This window comes from Candidatus Omnitrophota bacterium, from assembly GCA_025453395.1.
GTDB lineage: Bacteria > Omnitrophota > Gorgyraeia > Gygaellales > Profunditerraquicolaceae > JAlOQK01.
This window is the reverse complement of record JALOQK010000002.1, coordinates 411,053-429,743: the sequence shown is the minus strand read 5'-3', so window position 1 is coordinate 429,743 and position 18,691 is coordinate 411,053. Positions and strand designations below refer to the sequence as shown.

The following is an 18,691-nucleotide window of genomic DNA, read 5'->3' as shown; positions in this document are numbered from 1 at the left end:
ATGCCAAAAGAAATATTGATTAATGTTGAGCCAAGAGAAAAAAGAGTAGCTATTGTTGCTGACGGCCAGCTTGAAGAATATTATATGGAGCGGCCCGGCGATAAGACTATCGTGGGCAATATTTATAAAGGGGTTATTGACGCGGTTGTGCCGGCAGTGGGGGCGGCCTTTGTGGATATTGGTTTACCTAAAAAAGGATTCTTGTACCTTTCTGAAATAAACGAGGCCTTTGAATTCTCCGATAACAATTCTTTTAAACAGCAAAAACAGATCAAGAAGGGGCAGGAAGTCTTAGTGCAGGTGGTTAAAGAGTCGTTTGGCACTAAGGGCCCGCGGTTATCCTGCCATATCGGCATTGCCGGCAGATACATAGTTCTTATGCCTGGCCAAGGGCAGATCGGCATTTCAAGAAGAATTGAAGATGATAAGGAGCGCCGCAGGCTCAAAGACATCCTGCAGGAGCAGAAGTTACCCAAAGATGTCGGTTTTATTGTGCGCACCGCCGCGGTTGGCAAATCCAAGCAGGAATTAGCCCGCGACGCGCAGTTTCTTTTAAAGCTTTGGTCCAGGATTGAGAAAATTATTAATTCTCAAAAAGCCCCGTCTTTAGTTTACGAGGAGTATGATCTGGTTTTTCGGGCCATCAGGGATTCGTTCACTGATGATGTCTCTTCGCTTATTGTGGATTCTAAGCCGGAATTCTTCAGGATAATCCGCTTTATGAAGACTTTCATGAGCTATCTTATCCGCAAGGTCCATCTGTATAAAAATCAGGATTTATTCGGAGAAAAAGATGTAGAGCGGCAGATCAACCGCATATTTGAATCCAGGGTTTACCTTAAATCTAAGGCCTATCTTATTATTGAGCCCACAGAGGGCTTGGTAGTTATTGATGTTAATTCCGGCGGGTTTACAAAGAATATCGGCCAGGAAGAGACTGCCTTTAGGGTTAATTGCGACGCGGCCGTGGAAGTTGCCAGGCAGCTGCGTTTAAGGGATTTAGGAGGCATTATTGTCATTGATTTCATTGATATGGAAAAGGAAGACCACAGAAGAAAAGTGCTTGTGGCTTTAAAAAACGCTTTAAGCGGTGACCGCGCTAAATATGATATTTTAGGGATATCTAAATTCGGGGTGGTGGAAATGACCCGCGAGAGGGTGCATAATACCGCTCAAGCTTTGTCTTTTCAGGCCTGCCCTTACTGTAAAGGCAGGGGCAAGATTAAATCCGCTCCAACCACCTCTATCTACGCCTTAAAAGAGCTTAGGCGTTATCTTGCTAATACAAAAGATGTCAAAGAAGTGGATTTGGCGCTTAACCCGGAGGTTACCAACGAGCTTTTAAAGAATCGTGAAGACGTGCGTTTCTTAGAAAAGAAGTTCCATGTTAAGATTAACCTTGTTTCTAATCCCTCCTTGCACTTAGAAGATACCAAGATTTCCTCTTGACCCGAAGCCCGCTATAATATATAATATCTTGTTTCAATATCTAATCTCGAGGGGTATTTGTAACTTCATTTAACCTTATTTAACTTAAATAAAGGAGAGTACGCAAATGTATGCTGTTATTGAAGTTGGCTCAAAACAATACTTGGTGAAAAAAGGCGATACCCTTGAAGTGGAAAGGCAGGGGGTTGCTTCAGGTCAGGTTTATAGCTTAGACAAGGTCCTTTTATTGTCAAACGAGGATAAAATTGAGGTTGGGACTCCTTATGTCAAAGGGGCAACGGTTAAAGCGAAAGTTTTAAAAGAGGTCAAAACCGACAAGGCGATATCTTTTAAATACCGCCGCAGAAAATCTTCGCATTGGAAAAAAGCTCATCGTCAGAAGCTGTCTCTTATTGAAGTAGAAGAGATCAAAGCGTAAGAAAAGACGATGTTTGTTGATAGCGTTAAAATTCAGGTTAAAGCCGGTGACGGCGGAAGAGGCTGTAATAGTATCTACCGCGATAAATACACCCGCGAAGGGGTTCCCGACGGAGGCGGCGGCGGTAATGGCGCGGACATAATTATCCGCACCGATAGAAACCTGCAGACCCTGCTTGATTTTAAATATAAAAGGCAATTTATAGGGGCCCATGGCCAGCATGGCTCTGGAAATGACAAGAGGGGCAGGGATGCCGCGCCGGTAATTATCCGTGTGCCTGTTGGCACAGTGGTTAAGGATGCTAATACAGGCTTGGTTTTGCGCGATTTAAGCCTGCCAAACCAGGATTTAATTGTTGCCAAAGGCGGCAAAGGCGGTTTAGGCAATCATCACAGGCATGAAGCCAGCCCCGGAGAAATAACTCAAAGCCGGGAACTGACTTTAGAATTAAAGTTAATCGCTGATGTAGGCCTGGTAGGTTTTCCCAACGCCGGTAAATCTACTCTTATTTGCGCTATTTCCCGGGCAAATTCCAAGATCGGGGCGTATCACTTCACAACTAAGTCGCCTGTTTTAGGGGTGGTTAATTTTAAGGATAAAAATTTTATTGTTGCGGATATTCCGGGTTTGATCCAGGGCTCTTCAGAGGGCAGGGGCCTGGGAGACCAATTCTTAAGGCATGTAGAGCGCACCCGGATATTGGTGCATATAATAGATATGTCAGGCGTTGAGGGCCGCGATCCGTTAGACGATTATAAGATTATAAACGCGGAATTAAAAAGCTATAACAAGCAGTTAGGTAAAAAACCGCAGATTGTTGTTGCCAACAAAATGGATTTGCCATCTTCGCGTGAGAATTTAGCGTCTTTTAAAAAGAAGCTGAAGAAGAAAGTTTATCCTATTTCAGCTTTACAAAAAGATGGCCTGGAGGAGTTTCTTGAAGCAATCTCAAAGCAATTATAAGCGCATTGTAGTAAAAATCGGCTCAAGCCTTATGTATTCTAAGGATAATAAGCTTGATGTTGCGCGGATCCATGCTGTCTCGCGTCAAGTAGCTGAGCTTTTAAAAGATAAAAAAGAAGTTATTATTGTTTCTTCTGGAGCTATTGCCATGGGTATGGGAGTGCTAAAGCTTGATAGCCGTCCAAGACAGTTGCATATTTTACAAGCCTGCGCTGCCATAGGTCAGAATAAGCTGATGAATTTTTATAGCCAGTATTTCAAGAAATACTCGCTTGTTTGCGCGCAGGTGCTTCTTACCTGGGATGATGTTAGCCAGCGTGAACGTTATCTGAATGCCAAGAATACCCTTTTAAGCTTGCTAAAATTAGGGGTTGTGCCGGTTATTAATGAAAATGACACTGTGGCAACCGATGAAATTAAATTTGGCGATAATGACCGCTTATCCAGCTTGGTCGCCGGATTAGTCGGGGCAGACCTGTTAGTCATTCTTTCTGACGTGGACGGCTTGTTAGATAAAGATAAAAAGACGGTAGTTGGTTTAGTAGAAGAAATTACGCCTTCTGTGCGCGCGTTGGCTTGTCCTACGAATAAATCCCGCTGTGTTGGAGGTATGGTCACTAAGCTTGATGCGGCGGGTATCTGCGTGGATTCAGGGATACCGTGTGTTATCACTAACGGCAGGAAGAATGATTCTATTTTGAATGCCTTAAAAGCCCAAGGGACATTCTTCGCGCCTAAAAAAGATTTTTTTGCCGCAAGAAAACATTGGCTTGCCTTTAGCGCCAAGCCGCAAGGAAAGATTATTGTTGATGACGGGGCAAAACAGGCGCTTTTAAATAATAAAAGCCTTCTTGCGGTAGGTGTTTTATCTTGCGCGGGAGATTTCAAGCCGGATGATATTGTTTCTATCATGGACAGCGCAGGCGGACAACTTGCGAAAGGGAAGACATCTGTTTCTTCAATTGATTTATGCCAGGTAAAGGGCAAGCGTTTTAACCGTGAAGTGGTCCATCGGGATAATCTGGTTATTACCCAAGGGGAAAAATGAGTTTGCATAAAAAGATCGAGCAAATGCTAAAACTTTCGCGCCAGGCCTCAAGCAAGCTTGGGGTTTTAAGCTCGGAAGAAAAGAATAGTGTGCTCAAAGATATGGCGGATTGCCTTAGGCAGGATACGAATTTAATTTTATCTGCTAACGCCAAAGATATGTCTATGGCGATTAAAAAGAAAATGCCGGCATCTTTGGTTGACCGTTTGACTTTAAATGAAAAAAGAATAGCCCAGATGGTTGATTCCTTAGAAGCCCTGATAAAATTAGATGACCCGGTGGGCCAGGTATTAAAGACAGAAAATAGGCCCAATGGTTTGAAGATAGAAAAGGTGCGTGTCCCAATCGGGGTTATTTTTATCATTTATGAATCCCGCCCTAATGTTACTTCTGATTGCGCGGGGCTTTGTTTTAAATCCGGCAACGCGGTTATTTTGCGCGGCGGCAGCGAATCCTTTTGTTCTAACGCGGCGATTCTTAAAAGCCTGAAACGCGCATTGGAAAAACACAATTTGCCGGCCTCCTGCGTTAATATGGTTGATACTACGGATAGAAGGGCAGTGGACATTCTTCTTAAAGCGGCCGGGCAGATTGATTTAGTGATCCCGCGCGGAGGAGAAAGCCTGATCAAAAAAGTAGTAGAGACTTCGCGTATTCCGGTTATTAAGCATTATAAGGGCATCTGTCATGTCTATGTTGATGAAGAGGCAGATTTGAATATGGCAGAGAGTATTTGTTTTAACGCCAAGGTCCAGCGCCCGGGAGTTTGCAATGCCATGGAGACGATGCTTGTGCATCGCGATGCGGCGGCAAGGTTTATCCCGGGGATGGCTAAAAGATTAATTGACGCCGGCGTCCAGATCCGCGGATGCGCGCTAACCCGCAGGATCGCGCGTAACCTTAAGGTTAAATCAGCAACAGATAAAGATTACCATACGGAATACCTGGGGCTTATTTTGTCAGTAAAAGTAGTGGATAGCCTTTATGATGCCATACAGCATATCAATCATTATGGTTCCGGGCATTCGGATGCGATAATCACCGATAATTACAATAATTCTGAAGTTTTCTTGAAAGAAGTTGATTCTGCCTGCGTATATGTTAATGCCTCTACGCGTTTTACCGACGGTTATCAATTTGGCATGGGCGCGGAAATTGGCATTTCTACCGATAAGATACACGCCCGCGGCCCCATGGCCCTGGAAGAATTGACTTCCTATAAGTACCAGGTTTATGGCAACGGACAAATAAGAAATTAAAAATTAAGAAATCAAAATTAAAAATTCAGAATAAAAGCATTAAAAACAAGAGAATATAGTAGTTAGAAGTAAACCAGCTTTTTGCGTGTTATTAAATTGATTAACTCCTTTGAGTTTAGTGTTTTTTAATTTGAGGTTCTTTTTTCTGATTTTTTGTTTTTAATTTTGCATTTTTCATTTTAAACTTTCAATTTCTATTATGCGTATAGGTATCTTAGGCGGGACTTTTAACCCGGTGCATTTGGGCCATTTAATTTTAGCGGAAGAGGCGCGCGAGAAGCTTGGGCTTGATAAGATTATATTTGTCCCGGCGTATTTGCCGGCGCATAAGAAAAAGAAAGGCATTGTCTCAGCTTTCCATAGGTATCAAATGCTTAAGCTGGCGATAAAAGGGAATAAGCATTTTTCTGTGTCGGATTTTGAGATCAAGAAAAAAGGTATTTCTTATACCATTGATACAATAAGGCATTTTATGGCAAGCTGCAGCTCGGATAGGTTTTATTTTATTACCGGATCGGATCTTTTAAAATACCTGGATGAGTGGAAAGACCTGTCAGATATTATCCGGATGGTTAAGTTTGTGGTTGCTACCCGTCCCGGGTATCCTTTAGAGAAGATACCGGATTATATAAGGACTGTGCCGATAAGATCAGTTGATATTTCAGCTTTTGAAGTAAGGGATTGCATCCGTAAGGGAAAATCTTTCCGTTATCTTGTCCCGGAACAGGTTTTTGATTATATTAAGGCCAATAAAATATATTCATGAGAAAAATTAAAATAGCCCCCTCAATACTATCGGCGGATTTCAGCCGCTTAGCTGATGAATTAAAAAAGGTTGAAGCTGCCGGAGCGGATCTGGTCCATGTAGATATTATGGACGGCCATTTTGTCCCTAATATTACCATTGGCCCGCAAGTCGTAAAGTCATTGCGAAAAGTGACTAAATTGCCGCTTGATGTGCATTTGATGATTGAGCGGCCAGTGTTTTTCTTAAAATCTTTTATGGAAGCCGGCAGTGATATGATTACCGTGCATATTGAGACGGTATCTGCTTCGGGGATAAAAAAGATAAGCCGTATTTTAAGGGCAAATAATATTAAATGCGGGGTTTCTCTTAATCCGGCAACGCCCTTAAAGAGGATCAAGCCGATTTTAGGTTTTGTGGACTCTGTGCTGGTGATGTCGGTAAATCCGGGTTTTGGCGGGCAGGCTTTTATCGCGCAGGCAGTTCCTAAGATCGCCGCCTTGCGCGAAATCTTTGATCAGGACATTGCTGTTGACGGGGGCATAAACGAACAGACCGCGAAACTTGTTATACAGGCAGGAGCGAATATCTTAGCCGCAGGTTCATATATTTTTAATGCCGCTGATACAAAACAGGCTATAGAAAGGATAAGAAATGCAGGATAATAATACTCCTATTAAGTTCGGCACCGATGGATGGAGGGCGATAATCGCCAAGGATTACACTTTTGAGAATTTAAAGAAGCTCTCACAGGCAGTCTGTGATTATTTAGGCTCGCCCAGAAAAATAGCTATCGGATACGATACCCGTTTTATGTCCGCTGAATTTGCCAGATGTTGCGCGCAGGTTTTTGTCGCAAACGGCATGGAAGTGCTGCTTTCTGACCGCCCTATTCCTACTCCAACTTTAAGTTTTACTGTAAAAACCCGAAAGTTTGATTTGGGGATAATGATCACTGCTTCGCACAACCCGTATTCCTATAATGGATTTAAAATTAAAAACGCTAAAGGCGGGGCCGCAGATGTTGAAGTTACCAAAGAAGTGGAATCTTTTATCGGCAGGAATCCGGTTAAAGAGGACCCAAATTTATTTGATAAGATTAAAGTAGAGGATTTGACCAGGGCTTATATTAAATTCTTGCGAGGTTATATTGATCTTAAGAAGATCAAGAATAAAAAATTTAAGGTTTTGGTTGATGCTATGCATGGTTCGGGTGACAGCCTTATAGGAGAGGTTCTCAAAGGCTCTAAGATAAAGTTAGAATTTTTAAGAAATACCATTAACCCCTCATTTGGCGGAAGCCGCCCTGAACCGGTTGAGGAAAATTTATCGGCTTTAAAAGAGGCGGTTAAAAAGGGCAAGTTTGATTTGGGTATTGCCTTGGATGGCGACGCCGATAGGATAGCCTGTGTCGCCCCGGGCGGGGTATTTATTCATCCCCAGAAAATATTAGGGCTTCTGACCCTGCATCTTAATCAGGATAGAAAAATGTCCGGAGGCATGGTTAAGACCGTCTGCGGTACGATGATGATGGATAATATCGCCAAATTCTTAGGGATAAAAATTTATGAAACTCCCGTGGGATTTAAATATATATCGCATCTTATGGAAACGCAGGATATAGTCGCCGGCGGCGAAGAGGCAGGCGGTATGGGGGTAAAAAATTACATCCCGGAACGCGACGGGACTATGGCGGGGTTGTTATTGCTTGAGATGATGGTTTATAGAAACAAAAATATACTTAAAATATTGAATGATATGGAGAAGCAGTTCGGAAAGTATTTTTATGTAAGAGATGATTTGCATCTTGAGAAACGCGTGCATCCGGCAAAGGAAAGCCTGCCCAAAGAGCTTTTAGGCAAAAAGGTCATTTCCGTAAATGACAGCGACGGAGTTAAGCTTATCTGCGAGGATCAAAGCTGGTTGATGTTCAGGGGCTCTGGCACAGAGCCGATTATGCGGCTTTACGCGGAGGCAAAGGATCTATCCCGGGCGAAAAAACTTCTTTCTTTAGGCAGGGACATTATAAGTGGCCTCTAATATAAGGCAATATTTTATTGATCTTTTCTATCATTTTTGCGCCTTCTTGTGTTTTGTCTTCCTGAAATTATGTTTTGGCTTGAAGATTTACGGCAGAGAGAATATTCCTAAAACTGGCCCGGTGATCTTGGCTTGTAATCATAGAAGCTATCTTGACCCTTTGATTTTAGGCGTGGGCGCCGGCAAGAAGGTTTATTTTTTAGCGCGCGATACCTTATTTGAGAATAAAATATTTGCTTTGATCCTGCGCGCTCTGGAGGTCCAGCCTCTGGAGCGTAATTCCGCGGATATCAAGGCGTTAAAAAGCGCCTTGCGCATATTAAGCCAAAAGAAAACTTTAGGCCTTTTTCCGGAAGCAACCCGTCAGGCAGAGGGAACTTTTGGAAAGGCTTTAGGGGGAGTAGGTTTTATAGCTAGTAAATCCAATGCTAAAGTAATTCCGGCATATATAGAAGGATCAGGCAGTGCTTGGGCCAAAGGGGCTAAGATGGATTTTAATAGAAAAGTAAGCATACATTTCGGTAAGCAAATTCATATAGAAAGGGGGATGCCTTACGAGCAGATCGCAAGTTTGCTTATGGAACATATAAGGCATCTTTCATGCATAAAATAAGAAGTGAGTCCTTCCTGTATTTCTCAGTAGCAGCAAATTCTGTAAAATCTTTTGGCAAAGGAGGTGTTTCGTCTTTGCTTTAAAGGGTTAACTATAAAACACAAAAAAAAGATATTTTAAAAGGAGTTTTAAAATGGCAGAACAGCGCAAATTAAGCGAAATGGAAGAGTTGTACAATCAAAGCATAAAAATAGTAAAAGAGGGCGAGATTGTTAAAGGCAAGATAATTTCTTTTACCCAAAAAGAAGCGGTTGTGGATATCGGTTTTAAATCTGAAGGGATCCTCCCGATAATTGAATTTAACCATAGTGAATTAAGCGTCGGAGCGGAGCTTGATTTCTTAGTTGAGTCAATTGAGGATGATAAGGGAGTATTGGTGCTTTCCCGCCAAAAGGCAATGCGCATACATGGATGGGACAAGGTAATCAAACATTCACAGGAAGGCGACTTGGTAGATGGCCGGCCGGTTAAGAAAGTCAAAGGCGGTTTTATTGTGGATGTCACCGGCATAGAAGGCTTCTTGCCGGCATCTTTGTCTGCTTTTAAAGGCATGGCAGATAAGGATATTTTGGGCGAGACCTTTAAGTTTAAGATCGTAAAGATCAACAATTTAAGAAGAAGCCTGATTGTTTCACGCAAGGAAGCAATGCAGAAAGAAAGAGAAGAGGCGAAAGAGAAGCTTTGGACAGGCCTAAAAATTGGCAGTATCTACGCCGGCACAGTAAAGGCGATTACTGATTTTGGCGCCTTTATTGATTTGGGAGGAGTAGACGGGCTTTTGCATATAACTGATATGTCGTGGTCAAAGATAAGCCATCCTTCTGAAGTGGTCGCGTTAGGCGATAAGATAGAAGTTATGGTGCTTAATATGGATAAAGAATCTTCCAAGGTGTCTTTAGGCTTGAAACAGCGCCTGCCTGACCCCTGGTCGGATATCGAGAATAAATATACCGTAGGCGCCAAGGTTAAAGGAAAAGTGGTGAACATTCTTCCTTATGGAGTATTCTTGGAGCTTGAAAAGGGCATAGAAGGCCTGGTGCATATCTCTGAATTGTCATGGACTAAGAGAGTGAATAATCCTTCGGAATTATTCGCTATTGGAGACATGGTTGAGGCGCAGGTAATTAGCCTTGATAAAGATTCCCGCAGGATATCTTTGAGCACAAAACAGCTTGAACAAAATCCCTGGCTTGACGCGGATACCAAATATCCGGTAGGCTCAAAGGTAAGCGGAAAAATAAGGGGCTTTACCGAATACGGAGCTTTTGTGGAGCTGGATGGCAATCTTGAAGGGATGATCCATATTTCTGATATGTCTTGGACCAAAAGAATTGCTCACCCCCAAGACGTGTTTAAGAAGGCTCAAAAAGTTGACGTGGTGATTATTTCTGTGGACAGCCAGAACAGAAGGATCTCCTTAGGCATAAAACAGCTTCAGGAAAATCCCTGGAGCCAGATAGCCAGCAAATACCCGTTGGATACTGTTTTAGAGGCTGAAGTGGTAAGTGTCACTGATTTTGGGGTATTTGTAAAGATGGACGAGGATATTGAGGGGCTTGTTTATTCCAGTGAAATTGATAAGGAAAAAGCAGCCGCCTTGAAGCCTCAAGATAAGATTCAAGTCAAAGTAATTAAGGTTGATATTGAGCAGGGCAAGATCGGTTTATCAGCCAGCTTATAAAAAGAGGTTTGTTACGGGGGGATCCGATATGGACGTTAAAAAACAGATGGAAGTAATAAAACGCGGGGCGGTCAATATTATTTCCGAAGAGCAATTGGTAAAGAAAATAGAGCAGAGCATCAAGAACAAGAAGCCGCTTAATATAAAGGCGGGTTTTGACCCTACCGCCCCGGATATACATATTGGCCATACGGTATTATTGAGGAAATTGCGTCAATTTCAGGATTTAGGCCATGTTGTGTATTTTCTGATCGGAGATTTTACCGCGCGTATCGGAGACCCCACCGGAAGATCCGCTGTACGTAAGCAATTAACAAGCGATGAGGTTTTGGCTAATGCCGCCACTTACAAAAAGCAGGTGTCTAAGATCCTGGATATGGATAAGGCAAAGATTGTTTTTAACAGCCACTGGTTCGAAAAAATGCCGGTTGTGGATATTCTAAACCTGACTACTCATGCTACGGTATCACAAATGCTGGCCAGAGCTGATTTTAAGAAACGTATGGACAAGAAAGAGGATATAAGCTTATTGGAATTTATGTATCCTCTTCTGCAAGGTTATGATTCAGTGAAGTTAGAGGCGGATGTGGAATTAGGCGGCACAGACCAGATCTTTAATCTTTTGGTGGGCCGTGATATGCAGAATGATTTTTCCATGCCCCAGCAGGTAGTTATTACTATGCCGTTGTTAGAGGGCACCGACGGCGTGCAAAAGATGAGCAAGTCTTACGGAAACTATATCGGCATAAGCGAAAAGCCTTTTGATATGTTTGGTAAAATAATGTCTATTTCCGATGAATTGATGCTCAAGTATTACACGCTTCTAACTGATATTGATTTAGCAGAAGTAAAAAAGATGCATCCCAAAGAGGCAAAGCTAGTGCTTGCTCAAACTATTGTTGCGGATTATCATGGCAAGGATACAGCTTTGTCTTCAAAAGAGCAATTTCAGCGTGTGTTTTCCAATAAGGAAACACCCGATGACTTGTCAGTGTATATTATCTTGCCTGAAGGGGAGAATATTATAGAGATTTTAATGAAAAATAACCTTGCGTCAAGCCGCAACGAAGCGCGCCGGCTTATCGAGCAAGGAGCAGTTTCATTAAACGAAACAAAGATCCAGAAAGATGATGTTTTAATCAAGCAAGCTGGCGTATTAAAAGCCGGCAAGCGCAAATTTCTGCAACTTAAAATTAAGCCTTAATGACAGCTAAAATAAACCAAAGTGATGACTTCCTAAAAAACATCCTTGTTGTTTTCTTTGGCGCTACTTTGGTCAATATCTGCAATTTGCTCTTCCAGCTATTTATAGCCCATTCATTCACCCCTATTGATTTTGCTTCTTTTAACGCCCTTCTTTCTTTTGTGATGATACTTTCCGCCCCCTTAGCCAATCTCCAAGTTGTATCAGCTAAATTCTGCGCTAGTTATCGTTCTGGCAATGATCTTGCTAAATTAAGGTATTTCCTTCAGGAATTTATCAGGCGGACTACCTGGATGGGCATAATAAGTCTTGTATTATTTTACGTTTTTTCAGTTTTTATGCTGGATAAATTAAAAATAGATTCACCTTATTCTGCTTATCTTTTGGCGATATTATTTGCTTTGTCTTGGGTGGTCCCGGTTGTTTCTGGGGGAGTGCAGGGGATCGAGGCTTTTAAATGGCTAAGTTTTATATTAGCGGCAAGCCATATTTTAAAACTTGCCTGCGCGGTTTTTCTTATTAAAATAGGCCTGGGCATTCCGGGGGCTTTTATGGCTTTTTTGATTTCAAGCGCGGCAATTGTTATTTTATCTGTTATTCCATTGCGAAATATTATTTTCGCCCCCTATGTCCGGCAGGATGTGGATTTTAACAGGAAAATAACCTTTATTTTTCCGGTTATGGCGGCTTCTTTTGTGTATATGATGCTTATTAACGCGGATATGATACTTGTAAAATATTTCTTTTCCGCGCAAGAGTCCGGAATATACGCGGTCTACCAGATGGTGGGTAAGATCTTTTTATTTCTTCCCGCGGCTGTGGCAACGGTAATATTCCCTAAAACAAGCAGCTTAAGTTCCAAAAATATGCAAACCCATCATTTTCTAAGAAGGGGCCTGCTTTATGCCGGATTTTTAGTCTTATGCGCCGCCATTTTCTATAATCTATTCCCGGTATTTACTTTGAAAGTCCTAACCGGAAAGGCTATGCCGGAAGCGGTATTTTTGGGCAGGATGTTCAGCGTTTCTATGAGTTTCTTTACCTTATGCTCAATATTATTTTATTATTTTCTTTCCATAAGCGATTTTCGTTTCTTGAAGTATTTCTTCTTAGCAGCTGTTTTGCAACTGGCGCTTATATCTTTATTCCATACAGCTCTTTTTCAGGTCCAGCTTATCATGTGCGTTAATTCTTTTGCGCTTTTCTTGATCTTCATGTTCTTAGGCTTTAAAAAAGGCATTCCCAGATGAAGGATATAAAAGAAAAAATTTCCGTAATTATGCCGGCTTTTAATGAGGCCAGCCGCATTGCCTTAAGCATTGAAGAAACTTGCCGCACTATGCAGGATACCGGATGCCCTTGGGAGTTAATTGTTGTTGATGACGGCTCTGTTGATAATACCTTTGAACAGGCAAGCCTTGCCGCGCCTAAATATCCGGGCAAGGTGATTGTAAGGAAAAATCCCCGTAATATCGGAAAAGGAAGGGCGTTGAGGCAGGCGATCCGTCTTGTCAAGGGCGATTACACAGTTTTCCTGGATGCTGACCTGGATTTGCATCCGGCGCAGATAAACACCTTATTTGATATTATGCGCCTTGATAACGCAGATGTGGTAATTGGCTCAAAGATGCATCCTAATTCCAAAGTGGATTATCCCTGGCATAGGAAGCTTGTCAGCAGTGTTTATTATTCTTTGGTGAAAATGCTTTTTGGCCTTCCTTGCCGCGATACCCAGACGGGCCTGAAACTTTTCAAGACAGAAGTCTTGCGCCGCGTTTTCCCCAGATTACTAGTCAAGAAATTTGCTTTTGATATTGAATTACTGGTTAATATCCATCATTTAGGCTATAAGATCGCTGATGCTCCGATAGTGGTAAGCCCGCAGATAAAGTTTGGGGTAGTTAATCCCGAATCAATTTGGGTAACCCTGTGGGACACCTTAGCGGTTTTCTACAGGATGAAAATTCTTAAATACTATGACCGTATCCATTATTATCGCCGTAAAAACCTGGCAAAAGAATTTAGAAGAATGCGTCGTTAAGTGCGGGCAATTGGATTTCAAGGATTATGAAATCATTATCCTGCCTGACGAAAGCTTTGTTTTGCCTTTTGTTATGGTTAACGTCAAGATCATCCCCACCGGAAATACCAACCCGGCGAAGAAAAGAGATATTGGATTAAAACACGCTAAGGGCGAGATATTGGCTTTTCTTGACGATGACGCGTATCCGGCAAAAGATTGGCTTAAAAACGCTGTTCTTGATTTTAGTGATCCGAATGTTGCCGCGGTAGGGGGGCCGGCAGTTACTCCTGATTCAGATTCTTATCCTAAAAAAGCAAGCGGCCTGGTGTATTCTTCGCTTGCAGTAAGCGGAAAATATGTTTACCGCTATATTCCAGTTAAGAAAAAATTCTTTGTTGATGATTATCCAAGTTGTAATTTCCTGGTTAGAAAAGAAATCATGGAGGAATTAGGCGGTTTTGACACGGATTTCTGGCCGGGAGAGGATACAAAGCTTTGCCTGGATATCACTCAAAGATTAGGCAAGAAGATATTATATGATCCTGGGGCATTAGTCTATCACCATAGAAGGCCGCTTTTTACCGCGCATCTGCATCAGATATTAAGTTATGCAACGCACAGAGGTTATTTTGTCAAGCGTTACCCGGGAAATTCCTTAAGGCTTGCCTATTTTATCCCAAGCCTTTTTGTTGTTTTTCTTATTTTTGGCTCAGCGGTTTCACTTTTTTCCCATCAGTTTTTATTCATTTATCTTATCCCGGTATTAGTCTATTTACACATTGTCGCAGTGTTTAGTATTTTAGCTTCGAGAAGGTTAAATTTAATACTTATGGTTTTCTTAGGCATAATATCTACCCATATTTGTTACGGCATATATTTCATAAAAGGGCTTTTTTCATCTAGTTTAAGAGAAGCAAAATGAAGATAATTATTTCCTATCCGCCGTTACAGAACAAATGCGGTTTTCCCACATTGGGGCAAAACCGCCAGTTCCAGTATTTTAAAGAGCCGACTTTTATTTATCCGGTAGTTCCCGCGCAAGCGGCAACTTTGTTGCATAGAGCAGGGCACCAGGTTATCTGGAATGACAGCATTGCCTGCGGCTTGGATACAGGTTCTTATTTTACTTTCTTAGAGGCTGTTCAGCCGGATTTGATTCTTTTTGAGACTAAAACCCCTGTTATCAGGCAGCATTGGGAAATTATAAATCAGATCAAGGCTTTTCCGTGGAGAAAAACTGCGCCTAAGCTTGTATTATGCGGAGATCATGTGACAGCGCTTCCGGAAGAATCTTTTGAGAACTCAGGGGTAGATTTTGTTTTGACTGGCGGCGATTATGATTTTCTGCTTCTTAACCTATGTGATTGCCTCAAGAATCTTGATAAAACATCTCTTCAACCGGGGATATACTATCGCGAGAACGGCAGTATTTTAAATAGCGGCAAGTTTGAATTGGACCACGACCTGAACAGTTTGCCTTTTATAGACAGGGATTTGACGGATTACAAGCTTTATGCTTATAAAAACGGAAATTTTAAAGCTGTTCCCGGCACTTACATTATGTCCGGAAGGGATTGCTGGCATCATGAATGCACCTTTTGTTCGTGGCCTACTTTGTATCCAACCTTTCGCGCCAGAAGCGCAGATAACGTTATAGAAGAAATTGACCAGTTGGTGGAAAAATATCGTATCCGCGAGATAATGGATGATACCGGATGTTTCCCTGCAGGAGATTGGTTGGATGATTTTTGCCGCCTTGCAATAAACAGGCAATACCAAAGCCGCAAGATTTATTTAGATTGTAATATGCGTTTTGGCGCGCTTTCTTATAATGATTTTGTTATGATGAAAGACGCTGGGTTTCGCCTGCTTTTATTTGGCTTGGAATCCGCTAATCAGAATACCTTGGACAGGCTTAAGAAAAAGGTCAAGCTAGAGCAGGTTATAGAAGATTGCAAGAGCGCAACCCGCGCAGGCCTTTTCCCGCATATTACTATAATGTTTGGCTATCCCTGGGAAAGTTACCAGGACGCGCAAAAAACTTTAGACTTGGGCAAGTATCTGTTAAAGAAGGGCTACGCCCATACTATGCAGGCCACGATAGTTATTCCATATCCGGGCACAGAGCTTTTCCGCTGTTGCTGTGAAGAAAAGCTTTTGCATACCCTGGATTGGAATGATTATGATATGAAGCATCCTGTGATGAAAACCAATATTCCAGATAAGAAAATAGCGCAATTGGTCAGGGGGATGTATAATATATCTTTTGATTCCGAGTTCTTATTGCGTAAGCTTTCTTCGGTAAAGGATTTTGATGATTTCAGGTATTATTTAAGGGCAGCTCGAAAAATATTCGGCCACTTATTCGATTTCAGGAGGTAAAATGTTTTGGGATATTGTAGGCATTTCCGCGGCGGTTTTGACAAGCGCGGCTTTTTTGCCGCAGATTGTAAAAGTAGTGCGCACTCAATCAAGCCGCGACTTAAGCCTTATCACGCTTTTGGAATTTATGGCCGGGGTTTTTTTGTGGTTGCTGTATGGGCTGCATCTTAAAAATGCTATAATTATTTGCGCCAATGGTTTTACTTTGGTGTCGATCTTTATTATAATCGCGTTGTATTTTAAATACAGGATAAAGCAATAGAGGAGGAAAAAGTGGCGGTAGTGGTTATTACGGGTTCATGCGGTTTGATTGGCTCAGAGGCGGTAGAGTTTTTTTCTAAGTTGAAGTTTGATGTGGTGGGGATTGATAATAATATGCGCAAATATTTCTTTGGCGCTGACGGGAGCATTCTTTGGAATAAAAAGAGGCTGGAAAAGTCCTGCAAGGGGTATACGCATTATTCTGTGGATATACGCGATCAAAAAGCGATAGATAAAATCTTTAAGAAATACGCCAAGGGTATCGCCCTTGTTGTGCATGCGGCGGCCCAGCCGTCCCATGATTGGGCAGCGCGCGAACCAGAGGTTGATTTCACGGTTAATGCCAACGGGACGTTGGTTATGCTTGAGGCGTCCCGCGTTTTTTGCCCAAAGGCGGTATTTATTTTTACTTCTACCAATAAAGTATATGGCGACCGTCCGAATAGCCTAGAATTAATTGAATTACCTACGCGCTATGAGCTGCCTAAGAATCATAAATATTATAACGGGATAGATGAGTCAATGAGTATAGACAACTGTCTGCATAGCTTGTTTGGCGCATCAAAAGTATCTGCTGATGTTTTGGTCCAGGAATATGGCAGGTATTTTGGCATGCGCACGGCTGTTTTCCGCGGCGGATGTTTGACCGGGCCCGCGCATTCCGGAGCCCAATTGCATGGATTTTTATCCTATTTGGTGCGCTGTAATATTACCGGAAGAAGTTATACTATTTTTGGTTATAAGGGCAAACAGGTCAGGGATAATATCCATTCTTATGATCTGGTCAATGCCTTTTATCATTTTTTTAAAGACCCGCGGCAGGGGGAAGTGTATAATATAGGAGGCAGCAGATTTGCCAATGTTTCGGTCCTGGAGGCAATTGATATTTGCCAGGAAACAACCGGTAATAAGATGAAGTATGAATATGTCCCGCGTAACCGCATTGGGGATCATATTTGGTGGATAAGCGATGTCTCTAAGTTTAAATCGCATTATCCTAAGTGGGAGTATAAGTATAATATAGAAGATACTATTCGTCAGATATATGATAAGCAGAAAGAAATATTGGATTAAAAAAATAGTTTTCAGCTATCAGCCATCAGCCTTCAGCTGTCAGCTAAAACAAAGACAACAATAAAGATGGAAATACAGAAATTTAAAAAGCTACAAGTATGGTCTAAGGCAATGGATTTTATTGAACAGGTGTATTTAAAAACCAGTAAATTTCCAGAATCAGAATGTTATGGTTTGACTTCTCAAATAAGAAGAGCGTCTGTGTCAATAGCGCTTAATATAGCTGAAGGTAGCGGTTCAGGTTCTGATTTAGAATTTAAAAGATTTCTTAATATAGCTTTGCGTTCTTCTTATGAAGTATTCACAATGCGATGAGCTTTCGGCAATGCTTTATGGTTTCATAAAGAGATTAAAGCTTTGCTGAAAGCTGATAGCTGAAAGCTGATAGCTGAAAATGCGCTATTCGACTATTTTAATAACAGGCGGATCCGGATTTATTGGAAGCAGCCTTGCTTTGCGCCTTAAAGATAAATATCCTAAAGTAAAGATCATTGCTTTGGATAATTTTAAGAGGCGGGGAAGCGAAATAAATGTTCCGATACTTAAATCGCATGGCGTTGAGTTTATGCATGGGGATATCCGCTGTCCGGAGGATTTAGCCTTAAAAGATAAAATCGGACTTCTAATTGAATGTTCTGCCGAGCCTTCGGTATTGGCGGGTTTTGGGGATAATCCAAAATATATCATTAATACCAATCTTGTTGGGACAGTTAATTGCTTAGAGCTTGCGCGAAGAGATAAAGCGGATATAATTTTTCTCTCCACAAGCCGGGTTTACCCTTATGAGGCAATTAACGCGCTTAAGGCCAAAGAATCTGACAGCCGCTTTGAATGGCTGGCAGGACAAAAGGCGCGAGGGTTTTCTTCGCAAGGTATAGATATTGATTTTCCGCTTGATGGCGCGAAAACCTTATATGGCGCGACAAAACTTTCTTCGGAACTTATTTTGACTGAATATATTAAGATGTATGGCATAAGAGGAGTAATTAACCGTTGCGGAGTTGTTGCTGGGCCGGGACAGTTTGGTAAAGCGGATCAGGGCGTAGTGACATTTTGGATGCTGGCGCATTATTTTAAGCGTAATTTAAATTATATCGGTTTTGGCGGTCAGGGTAAACAGGTGCGCGATATTTTGCATGTGGATGATTTGTTTGGCCTTATTGATTTAGAGATGCGTAATTTCAACAAAGTAAATGGTAAAATATATAATGCCGGCGGCGGTAAAAACTGTTCGGTGTCTTTGCGTGAATTAACTTCTGCTTGCGCCAGGATCACAGAGAATAAAGTCAATATCGGCTCTATATTAAAAGACCGCCCGGGAGATATTAAAATATACCTTACGGATAATTCCCGCGTAGAAGCTGATTTAGGCTGGAGAGCGGTTAAAAATCTTGCGCAGATATTTGAAGATACATTTTCCTGGATACGCGAAAACCAGCGCGAGCTAAAAAGGATAATTTAATTTAGGAATATTAACAATTTAATAAAAATGCGTTCAAGTAAAATTAGGAATGGTGCCCTAAAAGTATCA

At 41.8% G+C, this 18,691-nt stretch carries 19 protein-coding genes; all 19 read left to right on the top strand.

The genetic code is table 11. From position 1 onward, the window contains the following. A complete protein-coding gene (locus MUF05_03460) occupies positions 1 to 1,449 on the top strand; it encodes an Rne/Rng family ribonuclease (GenBank protein MCU0666135.1) in 1,449 nt (482 codons plus the stop codon). A 106-nt stretch (positions 1,450 to 1,555) separates the two neighbouring features. Next, a complete protein-coding gene (gene rplU / locus MUF05_03455; protein ID MCU0666134.1) occupies positions 1,556 to 1,867 on the top strand; it encodes a 50S ribosomal protein L21 in 312 nt (103 codons plus the stop codon). 9 nt (positions 1,868 to 1,876) lie between these two features. After that, positions 1,877 to 2,830, top strand: coding sequence for a GTPase ObgE (gene obgE / locus MUF05_03450; protein MCU0666133.1), 954 nt, complete (start codon positions 1,877 to 1,879; stop codon positions 2,828 to 2,830). Next, positions 2,805 to 3,878 carry a glutamate 5-kinase gene (gene proB / locus MUF05_03445; protein MCU0666132.1) on the top strand — a complete coding sequence of 358 codons (1,074 nt, stop codon included), beginning with the start codon at positions 2,805 to 2,807 and terminating at the stop codon, positions 3,876 to 3,878. Before obgE ends, proB begins: the two co-directional genes overlap by 26 nt. After that, positions 3,875 to 5,137, top strand: coding sequence for a glutamate-5-semialdehyde dehydrogenase (locus MUF05_03440; protein MCU0666131.1), 1,263 nt, complete (start codon positions 3,875 to 3,877; stop codon positions 5,135 to 5,137). The genes proB and MUF05_03440 overlap by 4 nt, the downstream gene beginning before the upstream one ends. 199 nt (positions 5,138 to 5,336) lie before the next feature. Beyond that, on the top strand, positions 5,337 to 5,903 hold the full coding sequence (gene nadD, locus MUF05_03435) for a nicotinate-nucleotide adenylyltransferase (protein MCU0666130.1): 567 nt from the start codon (positions 5,337 to 5,339) through the stop codon (positions 5,901 to 5,903). Then, on the top strand, positions 5,900 to 6,547 hold the full coding sequence (gene rpe, locus MUF05_03430) for a ribulose-phosphate 3-epimerase (protein ID MCU0666129.1): 648 nt from the start codon (positions 5,900 to 5,902) through the stop codon (positions 6,545 to 6,547). Before nadD ends, rpe begins: the two co-directional genes overlap by 4 nt. Next, positions 6,537 to 7,922 carry a phosphoglucomutase/phosphomannomutase family protein gene (locus MUF05_03425; protein ID MCU0666128.1) on the top strand — a complete coding sequence of 462 codons (1,386 nt, stop codon included), beginning with the start codon at positions 6,537 to 6,539 and terminating at the stop codon, positions 7,920 to 7,922. Before rpe ends, MUF05_03425 begins: the two co-directional genes overlap by 11 nt. After that, on the top strand, positions 7,912 to 8,535 hold the full coding sequence (locus MUF05_03420) for a 1-acyl-sn-glycerol-3-phosphate acyltransferase (protein MCU0666127.1): 624 nt from the start codon (positions 7,912 to 7,914) through the stop codon (positions 8,533 to 8,535). The genes MUF05_03425 and MUF05_03420 overlap by 11 nt, the downstream gene beginning before the upstream one ends. A gap of 133 nt (positions 8,536 to 8,668) precedes the next feature. Further along, complete coding sequence (locus tag MUF05_03415) at positions 8,669 to 10,216, top strand: 30S ribosomal protein S1 (GenBank protein MCU0666126.1); 1,548 nt, start codon at positions 8,669 to 8,671, stop codon at positions 10,214 to 10,216. Between the two features lie 28 nt (positions 10,217 to 10,244). After that, the gene (gene tyrS / locus MUF05_03410; GenBank protein ID MCU0666125.1) at positions 10,245 to 11,420 is read left to right on the top strand and encodes a tyrosine--tRNA ligase; all 1,176 of its coding nucleotides are present in this window, start codon (positions 10,245 to 10,247) and stop codon (positions 11,418 to 11,420) included. Then, positions 11,420 to 12,670, top strand: coding sequence for a hypothetical protein (locus MUF05_03405; GenBank protein MCU0666124.1), 1,251 nt, complete (start codon positions 11,420 to 11,422; stop codon positions 12,668 to 12,670). The genes tyrS and MUF05_03405 overlap by 1 nt, the downstream gene beginning before the upstream one ends. Continuing rightward, on the top strand, positions 12,667 to 13,461 hold the full coding sequence (locus MUF05_03400; protein MCU0666123.1) for a glycosyltransferase: 795 nt from the start codon (positions 12,667 to 12,669) through the stop codon (positions 13,459 to 13,461). Before MUF05_03405 ends, MUF05_03400 begins: the two co-directional genes overlap by 4 nt. Then, positions 13,397 to 14,365: a glycosyltransferase gene (locus MUF05_03395; protein MCU0666122.1), complete on the top strand. Its 969-nt coding sequence runs from the start codon at positions 13,397 to 13,399 to the stop codon at positions 14,363 to 14,365. The genes MUF05_03400 and MUF05_03395 overlap by 65 nt, the downstream gene beginning before the upstream one ends. Further along, a complete protein-coding gene (locus MUF05_03390) occupies positions 14,362 to 15,825 on the top strand; it encodes a radical SAM protein (protein ID MCU0666121.1) in 1,464 nt (487 codons plus the stop codon). The genes MUF05_03395 and MUF05_03390 overlap by 4 nt, the downstream gene beginning before the upstream one ends. Position 15,826: 1 nt before the next feature. Then, positions 15,827 to 16,087 carry a SemiSWEET transporter gene (locus MUF05_03385; protein ID MCU0666120.1) on the top strand — a complete coding sequence of 87 codons (261 nt, stop codon included), beginning with the start codon at positions 15,827 to 15,829 and terminating at the stop codon, positions 16,085 to 16,087. An 11-nt stretch (positions 16,088 to 16,098) separates the two neighbouring features. Continuing rightward, positions 16,099 to 17,160 carry an NAD-dependent epimerase/dehydratase family protein gene (locus MUF05_03380; protein MCU0666119.1) on the top strand — a complete coding sequence of 354 codons (1,062 nt, stop codon included), beginning with the start codon at positions 16,099 to 16,101 and terminating at the stop codon, positions 17,158 to 17,160. 66 nt (positions 17,161 to 17,226) lie between these two features. Continuing rightward, the gene (locus MUF05_03375) at positions 17,227 to 17,475 is read left to right on the top strand and encodes a four helix bundle protein (protein ID MCU0666118.1); all 249 of its coding nucleotides are present in this window, start codon (positions 17,227 to 17,229) and stop codon (positions 17,473 to 17,475) included. 79 nt (positions 17,476 to 17,554) lie between these two features. Next, positions 17,555 to 18,622: an NAD-dependent epimerase/dehydratase family protein gene (locus tag MUF05_03370; protein MCU0666117.1), complete on the top strand. Its 1,068-nt coding sequence runs from the start codon at positions 17,555 to 17,557 to the stop codon at positions 18,620 to 18,622. Positions 18,623 to 18,691 lie beyond the last annotated feature (69 nt).